Origin of the sequence: Candidatus Poriferisocius sp., from assembly GCF_965204145.1 — a bacterium.
Classification (GTDB): Bacteria; Actinomycetota; Acidimicrobiia; order Acidimicrobiales; family Bin134; genus Poriferisocius.
In genome coordinates this window covers 3,396,267-3,413,326 of sequence record NZ_OZ241977.1, presented here as the reverse complement: position 1 = coordinate 3,413,326, position 17,060 = coordinate 3,396,267, and the positions used below count along the sequence as shown (strand labels likewise).

Sequence of the window (17,060 nt, the reverse complement as noted above, 5' to 3'; positions counted from 1 at the left end):
GATGAGGAGAACGAAGGTGAAGCGCGCAATAGCGGGAATGCGAGTGGCCGCAGCGGCCGGGCTGATCGTGGCCCTGACGGCCGGATTGCTGGCCCTTGTGTGGGCTGGAGCAACGTCGGCTCAGGAACCGGTTCAGATCAATGCCGAAGTGACCACTCAAGAAGAGGCGAACTGCGACACCATCGATTTGGGCCTGCTGGACAGCACCCCCGGCACCAAGCTCACAGCAAGCGGTCGTTGGACGACTGCGGACTGCGATTCGCGATTTCGCGCCAACAGCGACGCCCACACCTACCGGTTCGAGATTGTCGCTACTGGACGAATCAGGGTCGACTTGATGTCGCCCGATGCCGACTCCTACCTCTACCTGCTCGACTGGGAAGGGAACCGGATCACTGAAAACGATGACGGCGGTGTGGGAGCACTCGACTCTCGCATCGAGAGAGAACTCAAGGCCGGGGTCTATCGAGTGGAGGCCACGACCACTGCGGGCCGAGTCCGGGGGGCGGCTGACTTCGAGGTCGTGGTCACCCAAGTCGCCACCTGCAATCCCGAACCGCTCGGCGTGCTGACGCCAGAGCAAGACATCGAGGTGACCGGCTTTTGGACGCCCGAATCCTGCCAGTCGATCTTCCTGACCGGCCACCCCTCCCGATACTTCGTCTTCACGCTTCCCGAAGGTGCACGGGTGCGCTTCGATCTGACATCGGAGGTCGGCGACCCCGTTCTCATCGTCGCTCCCATCGTTGCCCTGCGGTCGGTGGTTCCCGGCCAGGTTGCCCATAACGACGACGCCGCGGGTACCCGGAACTCCCGCATCGAGCAGTACTTCCCGGCAGATGTCTACGGAATCGAGGCGACCACGTTCCGGACCAGAGACCTCCAGGGTCCGATGATTGATTTCACCCTCACCGTCACCATCGTGGAAGAGGAGGCGCAGCAAAGCAGTCCCTTGCTGAAAATCGAAGAGGTCGATATCCCCACCGAGGTGGTGGCCGGTGATCCCCTCTCGATCAACTTCCGCATCGGCAACCTGGGCGGCGACGAGTTCCCCGATAAGGGAAGCAATGCCATCTTGTATGCGATCGGTCCCCGAGTGTTCGATCGCTCCAGGCCAGTGCTCGCTGAGCTGTGGCCTGCCGGCGTCGCCTATCACACCAATGAAGAGACGGCGAGTGCGACAAGCACGAAGTCGCCCGCAATAACCCCGCACTCGGTGACCTTCTACAGAACCGGCCCAACGTGGGTGTTTACTGCCGTCATCGTGTCCGACGGCAATGAGGATGAGATCGGATTCCACGGCGTCTGGCACGACCTCGTGGTGCAGAGCGGCCCGACCTACGACCCCGTGCTGGTGGAAGTGGACGGCGTGGTCTATTCGGTCTCAGCCGAGCTCGACGACGAAGAGGAAGAAAAAGGGTTGGTGGTCACTACGGTGACATCTGTCGATGACCCCGAGGCCGAGATCGACCTTGAGATTCAGGAGAGAGCCCAATACGCCGCCGGGGTACGCACCCAACTGCTTGACGGGATCTTCGACCGTCCGGCGATCGCGGGGCTGCCAGAATCGGCAGACCCGGCTCCGGTTGCCGTGGCCAACCCCTCATCGAGCGGGCTCCTCAAAACGGCCGCGCCGCGGTATGCGGCTCTGGTCGAGGCTTCGGGCCTGCTCGAGAACCTGGCCGCCGGAGAGGCGATCAGCCCGATAGCCGTTGAGAAACTGGTGCTCGCCTTTGCCGAAGGGGCATCGGGGACCTACGCGTCTGTGGCCGATTCTTGGCGCGCTCTGTTGGAGCGGGTGAACAGCGGCGGAGCATTGACGTTCGACGAGGCAGCAGCCGTCCAAGCCCAGTTCGCCTACGTCGAAAATGTCATCGCCCCGGTGGTGGCAGCGGGCGAGATCGTCGATGCGGCCCACGCCGCAGAACTGGGCTGGGACGATCCTGAGGTGCAGGCGATGCTGTCCGTCCAGCCGAGCTGCTACACCGGCGAAGATCCACTGAGCGACCCGCTGGCGCTGGCCGGCATCGAAGGCGCCGATGCGCTGGAGGAACTCGATGCTGAGATGAGAGCCGCCCTGTTCGCCTACATCGTGGCCATCGACAACGTGCTCTGCGCGGTCGAGAACGTGGATGCCGCCAACCACCGGTTCCTCGAGCGCCTCGGCTTAGACCAGAGCGAGCAGCTTCTGGCATTGATCGAACCCGAGTCGCTTCCCGAGCCGGAGGTTGAGCCGGAGCCCGATCCGCCCCACCGCTTGCGCATCCTGGCCCGACTCGGCGAAGACGGGCGGATTGAGCATGGTGTAGAGCTGATCAGCGGTTTCGAGATTCTGCCCGAGAGGCGCCATTTGCCCGCTGACACGCAGGCCGGCATGTGGTACTCCACACTGAACGTGGAGTTGGACGGCGCGTCGATTGGCCAGATCCGCTCCCGCCGCTTGGCCGACGGGCGGGTTCAGCTCGGCTTCCGCGATTTCGGAGGCGACGTCATCGCACCGGACATTGCCTACCTGCCTGCCGACCTCGACGAGGGCGTGTGGTACCGCAGCAGCCTGATCGACGTCCCCGTGCCCCCGGAACCCCCCGAGGACGACGAAGAAGCTGAATGACTGCCCGTTTGACCGGCCAGAGCGTCGACCGCGTCGAGGGTCCTCGGCTGCTGCGCGGCGAGGGCCGCTTCGTGGGCAACATCCGCCATCCCGATCTGCTGCACATCGCCTTCGTGCGCAGTCCAGTGGGCCATGCCGATATCGCCAGCATTGACACCGGCGCCGCAGAGGACACCCCCGGCGTGGTGGCCGTGCTCACCGCCGACCACCTCGAGGGGGTGGTGGCCCCCATCGCCATCGCCGGTCCCCCCGAGTTGGCCGTCACGCCGTTCACCGCGCTGGCCCGCGACCGGGTTCGCACTGTGGGCGAGCCCATCGCCGTGGTGGTGGCCCGAACCCGCCAGGCAGTGGCCGACGGTGCCGCCGCGGTGGCGGTGGACTATCGCCCCCTGCCGGCGGTGGTGGACATGCACCGGGCCGCGGCCGACAACGCCCCGCTGCTGTTCGAGGAGTTGGGCACCAACGTGGTGTACGAGACCGAGCAGTCGTGGGGCGCCGACATCGACGAGACCTTTGCCCGGGCCGATCATGTTTTTACCCGCACCTTCACTCAACACCGCTTCGGTCATGCACCCCTTGAGGGCCGGGTGCTGGTGGCGGGCTACACCCCCTCGGACGGCCAGCTCGACATTCAAATAGCCACCAAGCGCCCCCATGCGGTGAAGCTGAACCTGGCCAATCTGCTGGGACTGCCGTTCAACAGCATCCGAGTGCGCACCGGCGACATCGGCGGTGCCTTCGGCTCAAAGGGACAGGTCGGGCGAGAGACGATCTGCACCGCCGCGGCCGCCGTTTTGACCGGCGCAACCGTCCAGTGGGCCGAAGACCGCACCGAGAACCTCCAGATGGCCGGACATGGCCGCGAGGAGGATCTGGTTGTGGAGGTGGCCGTGCAGAGCGACGGCACCCTGTTGGGCATTCGGGCCGACATGACCATGGACCAGGGGGCCTATCCGATGCCGCCCTATCCGTCGTCTCTGTTCTGCAACCTGGTGAAGATGCTGATTCCCAACGCCTATCGGCTCGAGGCGTATGCGTTCCGGGGCCGGGTGGTGGCCACCAACAAGTGCAGCTACATCGCCTACCGGGGGCCGTGGGCCGTGGAGACCTGGGTGCGAGAACGGATGCTGGACGAGATCGCCGCCGAGCTGGGCCTCGACCGAGTGGAGATCCGCCGTCGCAACCTCATCGACCAGGATCAGCCCACCAAGATGATCACCGGCCCCACCGTGTCGGGCATCACCGCCCGCCAGACGCTGGATCGGGCCGTGGAGATGATGGACCTGGACGGCTTCGCCGCTGAGCAGGCCGCGGCCCGAGGCGAAGGGCGGCTGCTCGGTTTGGGATTCGCCACCTTCATCGAAATCGCCCCCGGCCCGCCTGATTTCGCCCAGTCGGCCGGCTTCGATCTGCGAGGCGAGCTGACGTGGGCCCGGTTGGAGCCAACCGGCGACTTGACCATCGCCAGCTGCCAGTCACCCCACGGCCAAGGCCACGAGACCACCATCGCCCAAGTGGCTGCTGACGAGCTGGGGGTGAGCCTCGACCGGGTTCGGATTGTGTTCGGCGACACCGATTCCACCCCGTTCACCGTGCTGGGCACCGGCGGCAGCCGGTCGTCGATGATGGGGGCCGGCGCGGCCAAGGCCGCGGCCGCCGAGGTCAAGGCCAAGGTGCTGGCCATCGCCGCCGAACGCTTAGAGGCCAACCCCGCCGACTTGGAGATCGTCGACGGAAGCATCTCCGTGCGAGGCACTCCGGACCGTTCCATCCCCTTGGCCGCCATTGCCCAGCAGGCTTGGTTCGCGCCTTCTTCACTGCCTGAAGGCATGGATCAGGGAATCGAGGTGACGGTGGAGTACCGCACTCCCCCGGGCGGCTGGGCGTCGGCCACCCATTGCTGCTGGGTGGATATCGATCCCGAAACCGGCGAGATCACCGTCCCCCGCTACGTGGTGGTGGAGGACTGCGGAGAGATGATCCACCCCGACATCGTCGAAGGGCAGATCCAGGGCGGGGTGGCCCAGGGCATCGCCGCCGTGCTGTTCGAGCGCCACTTCTACGACCAAGACGGCAACCTGCTCACATCCTCGCTGGCCGACTACCTGGTGCCGTCGGCGGCCGAGATGCCGGTGATCGAGGTGGAACACCTAGAAGTCGAACCCCTGCACGACGCCGACTGGCGAGGCGTGGGCGAAGGCGGTCTCATCGGCGCTCCCGCGGCGGTGACCAACGCCGTGGCCGACGCCGTCCGCCACCTGGGCATTGACATCTGCGAACAACACCTCCCACCCCAGCGAATGCGCGAGCTGCTGGCCACCGCCGAAGCCTGACTCCGTACTTCCAATCCTCCCTATGGGACCCAACCCGCGGTTGGCGGGTAGGCTCAGCGGCTACCGCGGAATGAACCCAGAACCCAGAGGGGGAAATTGATGGCTGTCGCACCGGAGAAGATCCGCAACGTCGCGCTGGTGGGGTCGCAAGGGTCGGGGAAGACCACGCTGGCCGAGGCGCTGCTGTACCGGGCCGGTGTCATCGACCGCACGGGCCGGGTGGAGGAAGGCACCACGGTGTTCGACTTCAGCCCCGAGGAGAAGGCCGCCACCCACACCCAGTCGCTCGCTCTGGCCAGCTTCGAGTGGCACGGCCACAAGATCAACCTCCTCGACACCCCGGGCGCCCCCGACTATGCCGGCGAGCTGCACGCCGCTCTCCAGGTGGCCGACCTTCTGGTGTTCGTGATCGACGCCTCCAGCGGGGTGGACCACCGGGCCACCGCCATCTGGCGCCAAGCAGCCGATGCCGGCCTGCCCCGCATCGTGTTCGTGAACAAGCTCGACCGAGAGCACGCCAGCTTCGAGAACGTTCTCACCGAGTTGCAAGACGCGTTCGGCGCCGGTGTCGCTCCTCTGGAGCTGCCCATCGGCTCGGGCCCGAGCTTCCACGGGATCGCCGACCTGCTTACTGACAAGGCCTACATCTACGACAGCGGCTCCGCCGAAGAAACCCAGATTCCCGAGGAGATGGAGGATCAGGAGGCCGAGGTCCACGAGCAGCTCGTGGAAGGCATTGTGGTGGCCGACGACGACATGTTGGAGCAGTACCTCGACGGCAATGTCCCCAGCCCGGCCGAGCTTGAGGTGGTGCTCGGGCGGGGCGTGGCCGATGGATCGGTATTCCCTGTGGTGTGCGGCTCGGCTACCGGGCCGATTGCTGTGGATCGGTTGGCCAACTTCCTGGTGGAGATCGGCCCCGCGCCCACCTCTCGGGCCATGACCGTCACCATGAGCGACATCGACTCCGAGCCGGCCTGCGATCCCAGCGGCGACCAGCTCGCCTGTGTGTTCAAGACCATCAGCGACGACTACGTGGGCCAGATATCCCTGTTCCGAGTGCTGTCGGGCACCATCAACCGGGACGACAACCTCACCAACTCCACCACCGGCGACAGCGAGCGGCTGCGGGGTTTGGTCAGCCTGGTGGGAGGCTCGCAGCAGGACGTCGACGCCATCTCCGCGGGAGACATCGGCGGGGTCACCAAGCTCCAGCAGACCCGCACCGGCGACACCCTCACCAACGCTGGACGGGCAGTCGTCCAGATGGAGCCCTGGCCCGAGCCGGTGCTGGCCTACGGGCTGGTTCCCAAGACCCGGGCCGCCGAGGACAAGCTGGGCACCGGGCTGCGTCGGCTCACCGATGAAGACCCGTCACTGCACTTGGAGCGCAGCGAGGAAACCCACCAGACCCTGCTGTGGGGCCTGGGGGAAGCCCACCTGCGGCTGGCCATCGCCCGCCTGGATCGCATAGGCATCGAGGTGGAGACCGAAGATCTGCGGGTCCCCTATCGCCAAACCGTCACCGGCAATGGGGACGCCGAGGGCAAGCACAAGAAGCAGTCCGGCGGGCACGGCCAGTTCGGGGTGGCCTACGTGCGCATCGAGCCCATGCCCCGGGGCAGCGGTTTCGAGTTTGTGGACGCCATCACGGGGGGCTCGATACCCCGGTCGTACATCCCCGCGGTGGAGGCCGGCATCCGCGACGCCATGGCCGACGGGGGTGACTTGGGCTTCCCCATCGTGGACGTCAAGGCCACGGTGTACGACGGCAAGCACCACTCGGTGGACTCGTCAGAGTTCAGTTTCAACATGGCCGGGAAGCTGGCGTTCAGCGCGGCCTTCGCCCAGGCCAACCCAGTGGTGCTGGAGCCCATGGCCCAGGTGGAGATCACCGTTGCCCCCGAATACCAGGGCGACGTGATGGGCGACCTATCGTCCCGCCGGGGTCAAGTGCAGGGCACCGATGCAGGGCCGTGGGGCGAGCAGGTCATCCATGCCATCGTTCCCGAGGCGGAGTTGGTGCGCTACGCCATCGAACTGCGGTCGCTCACCGGAGGCCGGGCCCGGTTCAAGGCAGAGCGAGTGGCCTACGAGATCCTCAGCGGCGCCCTCCCTGAGGCAGCCACGGCGTAGGCCGGTAGACTTGGCAGATGCCCGAACCGGAGGAAACCGAGGATCTGGAGTTCCAGTGGTCTGATCCCCGGGACTACGAGGCTCCTGAAGGGATAGTCCGCAAGGTCACCGGTTCCGCGGGCGGCTCCGCGTTGGGAGCGGCCATGGTCGCTTTGGGCGAGATCTTGGAGCCGGAGAAGACCCGGGTGGAGATCCAGCAGGAAGACGACGAGCCCGAGCCCGATATGCCCTTCACCATCGACTTCGGCGACCTGCCCCCGCTGACCTAGCGGTTCCCAGTCCAGGCGACCACCGGGCCGAGAAGGCCGACGCCGAGGCAATGGCCGCCGCCAATAGGAAGATGGCGAAGAACCGCTCCGATGACTCGCTCGGTCCGAGCACGGTGATCATGATGGTGATGCCAGTGGCCGCCCCGATATGGCCGATCATCTGCAACGACCCGGTGGCCACCCCCAAGTCGGCATCGTCCACAGAGTTGGCCACCCCGGCCACCGCGGGGGTCCGGATGGCCCCTTGACCAACACCGGCCACAAACAGCAGCGCGATCACCCCGGCCAGCCAGCCGGCCAAGATGGAAGCCCCGGTCGCCGCCAGCGCTACGGACATGGTCAGCGCGCCGACAATCATGATCGCCCTCCCGCCCAGCCGCGACTCCACCCGCCCGGCGTACCACGCCCCCACGCTGAACCCCACCGGCCGGGCGATGAGGGCGGCTGATATCCGGCTCACCTCGGTGATCCCGAACGAGCGCTCCAGCATGAAGGGGGCCACCACCAGCGTGCCCATATAGGCCATGTGGCCCAAGAAGGTGACCAGGTTGGGGATCACGAACCCGCGCCGGGCCAGAAACTCCAGCGGGAAGAGCGGGTCGGCGGTCTGGCGCTCCACAGCGGCGAACACCACCAGGGCCACGGGACTGACCGCCAATCCAGCCACGACGAGCGGGTGGCCCCAGCCCCATTCCGGGCCCCGGTTGATGGCCATGAGCAGGCCGGTCACCGCCAGTCCCAAGCTGACCGCCCCGGCAACGTCGAAGCGCACCTCGGGCTTGCGGGCGGTGTCGGGCAGCAGCGGAATGGCCGCCAGCAGCGCGATCAGCGACGGCACCGCCTGGATGAAGAAGATGGTCCGCCAGCCGAAGGCGTCCACCATGAACCCGCCGAACGCCACCCCGATGGCCGGCGACAGAGCGGTGACCGCTGACCAGTAGCCCAGGGCCAAGGCCCGCTCCCGGCGGGCGAACACCGTCATGATGATGGCCATGGACGCGGGGAGCGTGGCCGCCCCGATAAATGAGCCGAGGGTGCGCATGGCCACCAGCGCGCCCACGTTCCACGACAATCCGGTCAACACCGTGAACCCGGTGGCCAGGGCGTACCCCCACAGGTACAGCCGACGGTGGCCGTACAGGTCGCCGAACTTGCCCGCGATGGGGGTTCCCACCGCCATGGCGATCAACGGCGCGGTCTGCACCCAGCTCACCGCGCTCTCCGATGTCTGGAGGTCGTCGGCGATTACCGGCAGCGACGCCGACAGCACAGTGATGGGAAAGCTGGTCGAGGCGATTCCGGCCATGGTGAGGCCCAGCACCGCCCAGCGGTAGTTGGGCCATTCCTGGAACCGTCGGCGGCGGCCAGTTTGCAGGGGTTCGGGACTCACCCCCCGGTTGCAGGACCGGCGCTGGGCCCCAGCTTGGCCCGCAGGTCGGCCTCCACGGCCTTGATCAGCTCTCCGGCGTGCTCATCGCGCAGCTCGGCCAGCCGGGGGGCGCCGGCGGCCGCCTCGGCGTCCCACTCGTCGGCGAACCGGCCCGAGGTGATGTCCTCCACCAGCTCCCGCATGGTGGTGGCCACGTCCACGTGGTCGAACCGGCCCCGCCGGGAGAGCTGGCCGTATTGGCTGGCCGGAGAGTGGTGGTCGAGCTGGGCTACGAAGCCGGTCTCCCGCAGCAGTCGGTAATTGCGCTCCACCTCTCCGGAATAGAACAACTCGGTAGTGATGGCCTCCAGCGGGATGCCCAGCTCCAGCATCACCAGCACGAAGTTCGTGTTCACATGGGTCAGCACCGGCGACAGAAGCTGCTCCACCGCCAAGTCGAGCACCGCCTCCTGGTGGGGCGTCATGGCGATGGCCCCTTGGCGCAGACCGCCGATGGAGCGGGCCACGGCCAGCATGCGGGCTTGGGCGGTGCCGGTGGCGTCTCGGTGTACGCCCACCGCGGTGATGAAGCCGACTCCCTCCTCGTAGCAGCGCCTCACTTCGGGGCCCAGCATCCGGGGCGCCACCATGGCGATGTCGCCGTCGGGGGCGAACCGGTCGAAGGCCAGGGTGTAGCCGCTGGCCACGATTGTGAGCGCGTCAGATCTCGGAGCCAGGCCCAGACCAGGGATGGAGTCGTCGGGAATCAGCACGCAGATGACATCGGCCGTCGAGGCGTCGGCGATGTCTCCGGCGTCGAATCCGTCGGCGATGGCCTGCTCCCGGGTCTCGTCGGCTCGAACGTGTACCGACACCGACAGGCCCGAGTCCCGCAGATTGAGCGCCCACGGCCTCCCCTGGTTGCCGTAGCCCACCACGGCCACCTGCTGGCCATCCAGAGCGGCGAGGTCCGCGTCCTGCTCGTAGAAGAAATCGGTCATGGTTCTACTCTCCCAAAAGGGCAGCCGATCAGCCGAGGCGAGCCATCGTCTTCGTCGGTCTTGTGCCAGTATTTAGCATGAACGCCACTGCGTCTTCGGTCGTTCCGCTGGAGCCTCGGACGATTATCGATCCTGAGGTTTGGGCCGATCCCTATCCGCTCTACGAGCGGCTGCGCCGGGAGCATCCGGTGTGGTTGGTGCCGGGGCTCGACATGGCATTTGTGGCCACCCACGAACTCATCGTGGACGCCCTCCGCCGGATCGACGACTTCTCCAATCACCTCGACGTGTTGCTGGCCACCGGCGACGACGGCAATCCCGTGCTGTTCCGCACCGACGAGTTCGGCGAGGGCACCACCACCCTGGCCACCGCCGATCCGCCTGAGCACACCGTTCACCGGAGCGTGGTGTTCCCCGAGCTGGTGGCTCGCCGCATGGAAGCCATGCGAGCTGAGATCGAGTCCTTCATCGACGAGCAGTTCGCGGCGGCCCGCTCGCAGGGGACCAGGGTGGAGTGGGCCAACACCGTGGCCCATCCCGTTCCCGCTCGGGTCATAGGGCGGCTGATCGGACTGCCCGACGAAAGCTGGCCCGATGTGATGGATTGGGCCCTTCAGGGCGGGCGGCTGTTGGCCGGCTTCCACACGCGAGAAACCATGAACGCCATCTCCCAAGACAACTCCAGCTCGAGCCGCTTCTTGTACACCAAGCTCGCCGAAGCCGGCAACAACCCGGGTGATGATCTGCTCGGAGTGTGCGCCAAGGCAATGGCCAACGGCGACATCAGCAGGGGCGAAGCCATCGGCACGCTCACGGTGCTCCTCGGCGCAGGGGGGGAATCCACAGCATCGCTAATCGGCAACGCGGTGCGAATGCTGGCCGACGATCCCGCCCTCCAAGAACAAATCCGGACTGATCACAGCCTCTTGGAGAACTTCATCGAGGAGGCCGTGCGGCTGGAGTCGCCATTCCGGGGCCACTATCGCCAAGTCAAGCGCGACTGCGAACTAGGCGGCGTGACCCTCCCGGCCGGCACCACCGTCTTTCTGCTGTGGTCGTCGGCCAATCGGGACCCTGCCGAGTTCGACCGACCCGACGAGGTGGTGCTGGACCGCCGAATCTCCCGCAGCCATCTGGCCTTCGGCCGGAGCATTCACCACTGCGTGGGCGCTCCGCTGGCTCGACTGGAGACCCTCTGCTCGTTAGAGCGCCTGCTGCAAGACACTTCTTGGTTCAGTTTGGCCGACGACGACCCGCCCCGTTGGGAGAAGAGCATGTTCGTGCGCCGCCACGATCACCTGCCCCTGGACGTGACCTGGAACTAGCGAGCGGCCAGTGGCGCGACCGAAGCGCCGCTCAAAAGGGTTTGCGGGCCAAAAAGCAGTACAGGGGCGAAAAGATGCCGGTCTTACCTCCGGCGACGTAGGCATTGGCGGTACGGTCCATCAGCCTGATGACATCCGCGGCGCCCTTGGGGAAAACTCCGACAACCTCGGCCACTTTTGTTACCCCGAACAGCGTTCTGCGGCCTAGCGGTGTTCTGCGCAGGGCGTTGCCCAGGGTATTGCGCTGACTGGACATCGGCTGATACCACGGAGTGGTCGGACCATCCTCGGCAACGGCGTGGTCCTTTGCCTCAAGTACCTCAAATCCCACTGCTTCGAGGGCTCTGTCAACCTCGTCCATGGTCGCGATGTCATTGAGCGCGATACCGTGCCTCAGTTCTTCCTTGAGCGCCTGGTGCCGGTCGTCGTCAGGATCGAACTCGTCAGTCATGCACATTTCCTGACCCCACAAGAGGGCTCCGGGCTTCAGCACACGGAAGATCTCAGCAAATGCGCCCTGCTTGTCGGGTGCATGGCACGTCGACTCAATTGCGTATCCCCGGTCGAAGGTGCCATCGGCGACGGCGCCCATGTCCATGAAACTGCACGCCAGGAACTCAACCATGTGGTCGAGCCCCGCCGCAGCATTCAACGACTTCGCCTTCTCCAGTTGGTACTCGCTGCTGTTGACTCCGACAACTTTGACAGCGGCCTCGCGGACGACCTGGCGCATTGGACCGCCGATCCCACAGCCGATATCGATCACCTCCATGCCTTCTTGCAACTCCAGCTTGGAGATCATCAGGCGTTGGTGTCGGAGCTTTGACTGCTCCAGGCTCTCGTGGGGCGACAGCGGCGCAAAGTGGAGCGATTCACCCCAACCGAACACCATGACCTCAGTGCAAAGGTCGTAGTACTCCTTGACGGTATCGGCGTGGTCGTAGTCTGTCGTGTCCGCATCGCCCGATGACGCTCTGCCCGTCCATCCGTCGAATTGCTGTACCCGGCTGCGGGCATCTGACCCTGAGTACGCGTCCTTCAGCCCGACAGACAGCTTGCGGAATTGCCTCAACTGCTTTGAAATCGGAACCTGCATTCCCCACCCAAACGGAAACTCGGAGGCTGAGCGCGAAACTGCAATCAGCGTGTTTCGTCGGGTCACCGTAGCCGAATAAACCGACTGTTCCCCAAGCGCAGCGCCGGCTGGGGTGACCAGTAGTGTTCCGTGTGTGAGCGATTTCTCCGGCCGGGCCGGTGGGGCACTGGTCACCGGGGGCAGCGGCGGCATCGGCGCGGCGGTTTGCGAACTGCTGGCCCAGCGAGGCAGTTCTGTGGCGTTCACCTACCGGTCGAACTTAGAGGCCGCCGAAGAAGTCGCCGCCGCGCTGCGGGCCGAGGGCGCTGAGGTTCACATGGGGAATCCCGCCGTGGAGGACGCCGACGCCTTGCGGGCGTTTGCCGACGATGCCGCTGATGAGTTGGGCGGGCTGCACACCGTGGTGAGCGCCGCCGGCCCCCATGTCCCCCAGATGTACCTGTCGCAAACCGACCCCGACCTGTTCGCCAGCCAGATCGAAGCCGACGTGATCGGGGCGTTCAATCTGACGGTGGCGACGCTTCCCCACCTCCGGGTCTCGGGCGGCAACATCGTGTACGTCACCACCGCGGCCACCACGGTGTTCCCCAAGCGGGACGCTCTGTCGTCAATCCCCAAGGGCGCAGTGGAGTCGCTCATGCGGGCGGTGGCGGTGGAAGAGGGTCGCTTCGGGATCAGAGCCAACTGCGTGGGACCGGGAATGCTGGAGGACGGCATGGCCGCCCGCCTCATGGCCGACGGCGACCTGGACGACCGAGCCCTGGAGGTGGCCCGCGCCAACATCCCCCTGGGCCGCTTCGGCAAGGCGGTGGACATCGCCGAGGCCGCCTGCTTCTTGGCCTCCGACGCCGCCAACTACGTCAGCGGCCAAAAACTCGACATCGACGGCGCGTTCACCGTCTGACAGTCAGTCCCACTCCTCCACCGTGACCCGGTGCATGAGGCGGCGCTCGGTGTAGTCGGGCACGGCGAAGTGCTGGACGGCCCGGTTGTCCCAGAATGCGATGGAGTCGACAGCCCAGCGGAAGCGGCACTGGAACTCGGGAGAGCGCACGTGGTTCAACAAGAACGGCAGGAGGGTGTCGCTCTCGGCCTCGGCCACTCCCACGAGGCGGGTGGTGAAGTTGCTGTTCACGAACAGGGCCCGCCGCCCGGTCTCGGGATGGACCCGAACCACCGGGCGAATCAACTCCGGGTACTCGGCTTGCATCGTGTCCAAGTGCTCTTTGGCCAGCCCCTCGTCGATGGCCCGGGTGAGGGTGTAGGTGAGGTCGTGGGCTGCGTCCAGGCCGTCGACCAAGGCCATCATCGGCTCTGACAGCCCCTCGTAGGCCTTGTACATGTTTGCGAAGCAGGTGTCGCCGCCCACCTCGGGCAACTCCACCGCTCGGAGTATGGAGCCCAGCGGCGGCCTTGGCATGTAGGTGTTGTCGCTGTGCCAGCGGGCGGCCAATCCGCCCACCGGGGCAATCTGGTCGAGCACCGTGATGGCCGGATGGGTTTCCAGCTTGGGGCCGAACGGGGCCACGTTGATCGGGCCGAACCGCTGGGCGAAGGCCAGGTGCTGATCGGGGGTGATGGCCTGGTCGCGGAAGAACACCACCAAGTGGTCGAGCAGGGCCTGGCGGATACCGGCCACCGTGGCGTCGTCGAGTTCCTCGCGTAGATCCACCCCGTGAATCTCGGCCCCGATGTCTGAGGTCAGCGGGCGGATGTCCAGCATGGTCATGGCCCTGTTACTCGGCGAAGTCTCCCGCATCTCTGCGCAGTGTGCGGATGGCGTCGTCCAGTGCGCCCAGGGTGCCAGCGGACAGACTGGCCAAGCCGAACTCGATATCGGCCAGGGCATCTGCCGCTTTGGCCACCACCCGGCGCCCCTCATCGGTGATCTCCGCCAATACAGTGCGGCGGTCCTCGGTGTGGGGCACCCGACGGACCAGGCCGTCTCGCTCCAAGCGATCGATGGCATTGGTGACGCTGGTGGGATGGACCATCAGCCGGTTGCCCATCTTGCCCAGCGGCAGCGACCCGCGACGGGAGAAGTGGAGCAGGGCCAGCGCCTCGAACCGGGAGAAGGTCAGCTCGAACGGGGCCAGGGCTTCGTTGATCCGCCCGATCACCAGCTGGTGGGCGCGGGTGATCGACGTGGCCGCCGACATGGCGTCGATGGCCCGCCAGTCGTTGGCCTCCCAGTTGCGCCGGGCTTCGCTGATGGGGTCGAACGGAAGCATCCAATCGTCACTCTAGGTGACGACTGCTCGGCCCACCTTGGTCGGCGGGCGATCCATCCACCAGCCTCCCCAATGACTACTCTGTGGCCGCTCGCCCCGTCGTGAGGAGATTCCATGATCGTCGTCGCCGGTTCCGTTTCCGTCCCCGCTAAGAACACTGAGGCATTCATGGCAGCCGCCGCCGACATCTCCGCGGCGTCGCGCACCCTGGACGGCAACATCGACTACTGCATCTCGATGCAGGCACCCGGCGTCTTTCGGTTCTTGGAGATCTGGGAGACCGAGGAGTCCATGATGGCTCAATTCGCCGCTCCCCATTTCGGGGCTTTCCAAGCCGCAGTCAGCGAGCTGGGCATGGCCGGTATGGACGGGAAGAAATACGAAATCTCCTCGGTGGGCCCGCTGTTCGGATAGCGCAGCCCGACCCCATGCTCCCGTCGCCCTGTGGCTACGCTGTGACCGCTCATTACCACTTTGAGGAGATCCCATGATCGTCATCGCCGGCACCGGCTCCCTTCCCCCCGAGAACACCGAGGCCTTCATGGCAGCCGCCAATGAGATGGCCGCCGCGTCACGAGCTGAGGACGGCAACATCGAGTACTGCTTTTCGGTGGAAGCCCCGGGGAAGATCCGCTTCTTCGAGATCTGGGAGAGCGAAGAGGCGCTGGGCGCCCACTTCACCGCTCCCCACATCGCCGCATTCGGGGCGGCCATCAATGAGTTGGGCATCACGGGGATGGACGGGAAGAAATACAAGGTCTCCTCGGTCAGCCCGCTGTTCGGATAGGGAGTCCAGCCCCCTGCCGCCCCAGGGCGGCATGAAGAATCAGGCAAACTGAACACGGTGGAGGACTATTTCCAGCAGCTGGTGCGCTCTTGGCGCAGCGTCACCTCCCGCACAGTGCGCGAGGCGGTGGCCGTGCTGCTGCTGTTGATCGTGGTGTTCGGCTCGGGTTTCTCCGCGCTCACCACCTACGCCAATCTCGTGGTGTACAACGAGGACCGCTTCACTGAGGAGCTCTACGAGATCTTCGACGACGAAGACGTCCACAAGGTAGTGGCCGCGTCATTTGTCGCCACCACATTGGAGATGGCCGACCTACCGGTCACCCCCGCGGGCTCCGCGGGTGCCCAGCAGGCGATTCAGGAGCAGGTCCCGGTGGCGGTAGGCGAGGTGCTCACCGATAAGGCCAACTACAGTCTGCTGGAGCACGCAGTACGGGAGGCCCACCGCGATGTGTTGGCGGTGGAGGGCGGCACGCTCGTGAACAATCCGCCGGTTCGGAGCGTGCAAGTGGACCTGGGGCCGATCTTCAATCAGATGGTGGGTGAGATTGCGGCCAACGAGGAGCTGGCCTTTCTCGGCACCGTCACACCGCCAGCTGACGCCGGAGTGGTGACCGTGCTCGAGCGCGCCGAGCCGGGAGACCGGTTCTGGGAGTTCCTCGGCCAACTCCAAGACCGCCGCTCTTCCACCATCACCTTGATCCTGCTGTGCGGCATCGGATCGCTGCTGATATCGCCGTCCCGCACCCGGGTGGTGTGGAGCATCGGCATCGGCATTGTGGCTATGGCCGGAATCTTGGGAGTGGGAATCTACGGCTCTCGGGCGCTGCTGGCCGTGTTGATCGACAACTCCGACACTGTGAGGGCCGCCCAGTCGATCCACGAGGCCCTTCTTAGCGATCTGAGCGGCCGGCTGATGGACATGGCCCTCATCGGCGTGTTGATGATCGTGATCGGCGCCACCCTCGGCTGGCTGTGGCGCCGCTTCGGCCCCACCCCTCCCGAGGAGAAGGCCCTCGCCGTCCCCGAAAACCCCCCGGTTGTCTGACAGGCCCTACGACCCGGTGAATTCGGCTTTGCCGGGGCCGTTTTCTAGGAAGCTGGCTACGCCGATGTGGGCGTCGTCGGTGTGGAAGCAGTCGGCGAAGGCCTCTGCCTCCACCACCAAGGCCTCATCGAGGGGGAGGAAATAGCCGTCGAGGATGGCTCTTTTGGCCAGCTTGATGGCAGCGGGGCCGGCGGCGTAGCGGGCGGCCAGCTTCACGGCCTCGTCGTAGAGATCGTCGTCGGGGTAGACGGCGGAGGCCAACCCGATGGCCACTGCTTCGTCGGCTCGCACATTTCGCCCGGTATAGATCAGCTCCTTGGCCTTGGTGATGCCCACCAGGCGGCTCAATCGCTGGGTGCCGCCCCCGCCGGGGATGAGCCCCAACAGGATCTCCGGCTGGCCCAATACAGCGCTTTCCCCCACCAGGCGGAACTCGGCCGCCATGGCCAACTCGCATCCCCCGCCAAGGGCGTAGCCGTTGACGGCGCAGATGGTGATCTGAGGGAGCTGCTCCAGCGCCCGGAAAGCGGCATTGATCCGCTGGCTCAGGTCCCGGCCCCCATCGGGATCCATCCCCGAGAACTCGTTGATGTCGGCGCCGGCGGCGAACACCTTGGGGCCGCCCCAGATCACCACCGCCCGGATATCGCTGCGCCCGGCCAGCTCGTCGGCGGCTTGGTGCAACTCCGCTACAACCTGGGCGTTCAAGGCGTTGACCTTGGGGCGGTCCAGCCGCAGGGTGGCCACCCCCTCTGCCGCACCGGTCTCAATCCGCACAAATTCGCCCATGACCACGCTCCTTGCTGTTCGGACCCGCCAACCGTATTCCCCCTGCAACGTAGGTACTCAGTTGTC

Annotated in this window: 15 protein-coding genes; 9 read left to right on the top strand and 6 right to left on the bottom strand. The window is 65.9% G+C overall.

Translation table 11 applies throughout. The features are described 5' to 3' along the window. Positions 1-16 precede the first annotated feature (16 nt). From ACOGI7_RS15990 to ACOGI7_RS15975, 4 genes are all read left to right on the top strand, one after another. On the top strand, positions 17-2,611 hold the full coding sequence (locus tag ACOGI7_RS15990; RefSeq protein WP_419849733.1) for a hypothetical protein: 2,595 nt from the start codon (positions 17-19) through the stop codon (positions 2,609-2,611). Beyond that, positions 2,608-4,944 carry a xanthine dehydrogenase family protein molybdopterin-binding subunit gene (locus tag ACOGI7_RS15985; RefSeq protein WP_419849732.1) on the top strand — a complete coding sequence of 779 codons (2,337 nt, stop codon included), beginning with the start codon at positions 2,608-2,610 and terminating at the stop codon, positions 4,942-4,944. Before ACOGI7_RS15990 ends, ACOGI7_RS15985 begins: the two co-directional genes overlap by 4 nt. A 99-nt stretch (positions 4,945-5,043) precedes the next feature. Continuing rightward, positions 5,044-7,080 carry an elongation factor G gene (fusA, locus tag ACOGI7_RS15980; RefSeq protein WP_419849731.1) on the top strand — a complete coding sequence of 679 codons (2,037 nt, stop codon included), beginning with the start codon at positions 5,044-5,046 and terminating at the stop codon, positions 7,078-7,080. Between the two features lie 17 nt (positions 7,081-7,097). Further along, the gene (locus ACOGI7_RS15975; protein ID WP_419849730.1) at positions 7,098-7,349 is read left to right on the top strand and encodes a hypothetical protein; all 252 of its coding nucleotides are present in this window, start codon (positions 7,098-7,100) and stop codon (positions 7,347-7,349) included. On the opposite strand, the gene ACOGI7_RS15970 is transcribed toward ACOGI7_RS15975, so the two are convergent. Together ACOGI7_RS15970 and ACOGI7_RS15965 are read right to left on the bottom strand one after the other, a co-directional pair. Further along, positions 7,312-8,739 carry an MFS transporter gene (locus ACOGI7_RS15970; protein WP_419849729.1) on the bottom strand — a complete coding sequence of 476 codons (1,428 nt, stop codon included), beginning with the start codon at positions 8,737-8,739 and terminating at the stop codon, positions 7,312-7,314. The genes ACOGI7_RS15975 and ACOGI7_RS15970 overlap by 38 nt on opposite strands. Beyond that, on the bottom strand, positions 8,736-9,719 hold the full coding sequence (locus ACOGI7_RS15965; RefSeq protein WP_419849728.1) for an NAD(P)-binding domain-containing protein: 984 nt from the start codon (positions 9,717-9,719) through the stop codon (positions 8,736-8,738). The genes ACOGI7_RS15970 and ACOGI7_RS15965 overlap by 4 nt, the downstream gene beginning before the upstream one ends. 77 nt (positions 9,720-9,796) lie before the next feature. On the opposite strand from ACOGI7_RS15965, the gene ACOGI7_RS15960 reads away from it, so the two are divergent. Then, positions 9,797-11,044, top strand: a complete 1,248-nt coding sequence (locus ACOGI7_RS15960; RefSeq protein WP_419849727.1) for a cytochrome P450 — start codon at positions 9,797-9,799, stop codon at positions 11,042-11,044. A gap of 31 nt (positions 11,045-11,075) precedes the next feature. On the opposite strand, the gene ACOGI7_RS15955 is transcribed toward ACOGI7_RS15960, so the two are convergent. Then, a complete protein-coding gene (locus tag ACOGI7_RS15955; RefSeq protein WP_419849726.1) occupies positions 11,076-12,140 on the bottom strand; it encodes a methyltransferase domain-containing protein in 1,065 nt (354 codons plus the stop codon). A gap of 133 nt (positions 12,141-12,273) precedes the next feature. Here ACOGI7_RS15955 and ACOGI7_RS15950 point away from each other — a divergent pair, with 133 nt between their 5' ends. Further along, a complete protein-coding gene (locus ACOGI7_RS15950; protein WP_419849725.1) occupies positions 12,274-13,044 on the top strand; it encodes an SDR family NAD(P)-dependent oxidoreductase in 771 nt (256 codons plus the stop codon). Positions 13,045-13,047: 3 nt separating this feature from the next. Here ACOGI7_RS15950 and ACOGI7_RS15945 read toward each other — a convergent pair whose 3' ends face one another. Continuing rightward, entirely contained in the window at positions 13,048-13,869 is an 822-nt protein-coding gene (locus ACOGI7_RS15945; RefSeq protein WP_419849724.1) for a TauD/TfdA dioxygenase family protein, read from the bottom strand. 7 nt (positions 13,870-13,876) lie between these two features. Then, the gene (locus ACOGI7_RS15940) at positions 13,877-14,371 is read right to left on the bottom strand and encodes a MarR family transcriptional regulator (RefSeq protein WP_419849723.1); all 495 of its coding nucleotides are present in this window, start codon (positions 14,369-14,371) and stop codon (positions 13,877-13,879) included. A gap of 114 nt (positions 14,372-14,485) precedes the next feature. Here ACOGI7_RS15940 and ACOGI7_RS15935 point away from each other — a divergent pair, with 114 nt between their 5' ends. The 3 genes from ACOGI7_RS15935 to ACOGI7_RS15925 all read left to right on the top strand — a co-directional run bounded on the left by ACOGI7_RS15935 (position 14,486) and on the right by ACOGI7_RS15925 (position 16,205). After that, positions 14,486-14,785, top strand: coding sequence for a putative quinol monooxygenase (locus ACOGI7_RS15935; RefSeq protein WP_419849722.1), 300 nt, complete (start codon positions 14,486-14,488; stop codon positions 14,783-14,785). A gap of 73 nt (positions 14,786-14,858) precedes the next feature. Beyond that, positions 14,859-15,158 carry a putative quinol monooxygenase gene (locus ACOGI7_RS15930; protein ID WP_419849721.1) on the top strand — a complete coding sequence of 100 codons (300 nt, stop codon included), beginning with the start codon at positions 14,859-14,861 and terminating at the stop codon, positions 15,156-15,158. A 57-nt stretch (positions 15,159-15,215) separates the two neighbouring features. Next, entirely contained in the window at positions 15,216-16,205 is a 990-nt protein-coding gene (locus ACOGI7_RS15925; RefSeq protein WP_419849720.1) for a hypothetical protein, read from the top strand. A 6-nt stretch (positions 16,206-16,211) separates the two neighbouring features. Here ACOGI7_RS15925 and ACOGI7_RS15920 read toward each other — a convergent pair whose 3' ends face one another. After that, positions 16,212-16,994 carry an enoyl-CoA hydratase/isomerase family protein gene (locus tag ACOGI7_RS15920; RefSeq protein WP_419849719.1) on the bottom strand — a complete coding sequence of 261 codons (783 nt, stop codon included), beginning with the start codon at positions 16,992-16,994 and terminating at the stop codon, positions 16,212-16,214. Positions 16,995-17,060: the final 66 nt, after the last annotated feature.